Raw genomic sequence first — 2,678 nt, forward strand, 5'->3', positions numbered from 1 at the left:
TCTAATGTTACTCATGAGTTGAAAACGCCGATTGCATTGATTCAAGGATATGCAGAAGGTTTAATGGACAATATTAATGACGATGAAGAGAGTCGTAACTTCTATTGTGAGGTAATCGTAGATGAAGCATCTAAGATGAATAAGATGGTAAAACGTCTGCTTAGTTTAAATCAAATTGAGTTTGGTAGTAATCAAGTGAATATTGAACGATTTAATATTGTAGCACTTATTAAAGGTGTTATTAATTCAACAAACATTTTAGCGCAAAAGAAAGAAGCAAAGGTTTTATTCAGTGAAAATGAGTCAATTGATGTGTGGGCAGATGAGTATATGATAGAAGAGGTAGTGACAAACTATGTTAGTAATGCTTTGAATCATCTCGACTATGATAAAGTAATTGATATTAGAGTGCAACAAAGACAAGATTGCATACGTGTTTCTGTATTTAATTCGGGTGATCCAATACCAGAAGAAGACATTGATAAGATATGGATCAAGTTTTATAAAGTAGATAAAGCTAGAACGAGAGAATACGGTGGTAATGGTATTGGTTTGTCTATTGTTAAAGCAATTATGACTTCTCACAATAAGCAATGTGGTGTTATCAATCATGAAAATGGTGTAGAATTCTGGTTTGAGTTAGACACAAAGATATAGGTAGTAATAAATATATTTAATGAAAAAGACAATCTAAGCTTCTTATTTATTAACGTATTATGATTAAAAAACATAGTTAATACATAAGAAGCGAAAGAATTGTCTTTTTTATTTTGTATATATACAAAGAAAAGGAAAAGAAAAAATAGGTAAAACAGCACATTGAAATTTGTCTAATAACTTGTTAATATATTAATAATATTATATAATAATACGTATAGGGATTTTGTAATACGAGAGAAATTAAATATAATGATATGCTTACAATAGATAGAGATGGAGGAAATGTAATGAAGAAGAAATTTGGTTTACTTGCAATTATGTCATTATCAATTATGCTTTTATCAGCATGTTCAAGTACTACGACACTGGAAGAGGATAATAATGCAGTAGTAGCACAGTACATAGCAGGGAGTGTTTTGAAATTTGACAAGAATTATACTGGTGGTTTGGTATATGCTTATCAAAGAGCGGCCGCTGAGGAGACTACAGCAAATGATACATTACCAACTAACAATACAGACAATACAAAAGTTGAAGATACCAAAGTAGAAGAGACTAAGGTAGAGAATACGACTAAGACAGAAGGTTCTGATAAAACAGAAGTAGTAAAAGAAACGTATTGTGAACTATCAGAGATTTATCAGAATAAGAATTTAGCTGTTAGTTATAAAAAGTTTCTAGTGCAAGCTAGTTATAGTGGAGAGTATAGTGATGTAGTCTTTAATGTAGGGGCAGAGCCTGAAAAACAATTAGTAATACTAGAGTTTAAAATTAAGAATAATGGAAAGAAAGATCAAAAGATTAATTTAATTCGTTCTGGAATATCATATAAGTTAGAGATAGGGAAAGAGGAATATTATCCTATGTTATCAATTGCTTCAAATGATATTCAATTTTTCAGCTCAACGATAGGTGCAGGTAAAACAGAAAATGCAGTATTGATTTTTAAAGTGCCTAAGAGTGTAAAAGTAAGTAGTGGAACTTTAACAGTGACAAATATTGATAAAGTGAGCCAAGTTACAATAAAATAATTAGATACGAAATAAAGAAGTAATACCATGGAACTATGTTACATTGAAGGAGTAAAGTAGAATGAGCTTTGTTGAGAAGAAAAGAACGAAATTTTTAGCCTTACCAATATGTTTTACAACATATACACTTTCAGATGAAAAGGTTACTATAAGAAGTGGATTTTTAAGTATTACAGAAGATGATGCATATATGTATAAGATTCAAGATGTAAGATTGAAAAAAAGTTTGTTAGAACGAATTTTTAAAATTGGTACAGTTATCTGCTATACAGGAGATACAACACATCCAGAACTTGTGCTTACACATATTAAACATGCAGCAGAAATTAAGGAATATATATTAACTGCATCGGAAGAAGCAAGAAGAAAAAGAAGAACGATGCATACATTAGACATTGATGCCGTTGAGTTTGATAGTGAATAGTGTGATTGGTAATAATAAAAAGAGTATATTTTAGTAAAACAAGAGGGACAAGTAAAAAGCTTGTCTCTTTTTTGTTTATATATGGTCACAATATAAGCAGGATGGGAGGGATTTCGCGTAGTAAATAGGATTGTTAGTAGCGTATTAAGTATGTATATCTGCGAAAAATAGATTTTTTGATAAAAATATAATATTTGTTGTTGACAGCTATCATTTAATGTGATAAACTTATCAAGTCGTCACAACGAATTGGTTAAATTGTTTGAAACAATTAATAAAATAATGCTTGACATTGAGTTTTGAATAATGTATACTAAACGAGTTGCTTCTAGCTTACATAGTTGGTGAGGCGATAAAAAGAACTTTGATAACTGAATAATAAAACAACCCTGAAAATTCTAAATGTATCACAAAGTGATGCAAAAAGATTTTCAAAAAATATATGTACTTTTAGTACACAGTAACAAGATGAACAAGTTCATCTTAAAAAAACGGAAACAAATAGCCAGTTTGGTTAGTTGATTCTGAACGAAAGATCAAAACTAAATTTGAGAGTTTGATCC

At 30.0% G+C, this 2,678-nt stretch carries 3 protein-coding genes; all 3 read left to right on the forward strand.

The window, feature by feature from the left end; genetic code table 11:
* Positions 1–657: sensor histidine kinase (locus RMR19_RS20030; protein ID WP_310605281.1), on the forward strand; the 657-nt coding region annotated here is incomplete at its 5' end.
* 290 nt (positions 658–947) lie between these two features.
* Positions 948–1,691, forward strand: a complete 744-nt coding sequence (locus RMR19_RS20035) for a DUF4352 domain-containing protein (protein ID WP_310605282.1) — start codon at positions 948–950, stop codon at positions 1,689–1,691.
* Positions 1,692–1,752: 61 nt separating this feature from the next.
* Positions 1,753–2,115, forward strand: coding sequence for a PH domain-containing protein (locus RMR19_RS20040; RefSeq protein ID WP_310605283.1), 363 nt, complete (start codon positions 1,753–1,755; stop codon positions 2,113–2,115).
* The last annotated feature ends 563 nt before the right edge of the window (positions 2,116–2,678 follow it).

It is taken from the genome of Anaerosporobacter sp. (assembly GCF_031551385.1).
GTDB lineage: Bacteria > Bacillota > Clostridia > Lachnospirales > Lachnospiraceae > Anaerosporobacter.

Coding starts and splice junctions, on each gene's coding strand:
- RMR19_RS20035 (WP_310605282.1), top strand. CDS start 948: ATGAAGAAGAAATTTGGTTTACTTGCAATTATGTCATTATCAATTATG.
- RMR19_RS20040 (WP_310605283.1), top strand. CDS start 1,753: ATGAGCTTTGTTGAGAAGAAAAGAACGAAATTTTTAGCCTTACCAATA.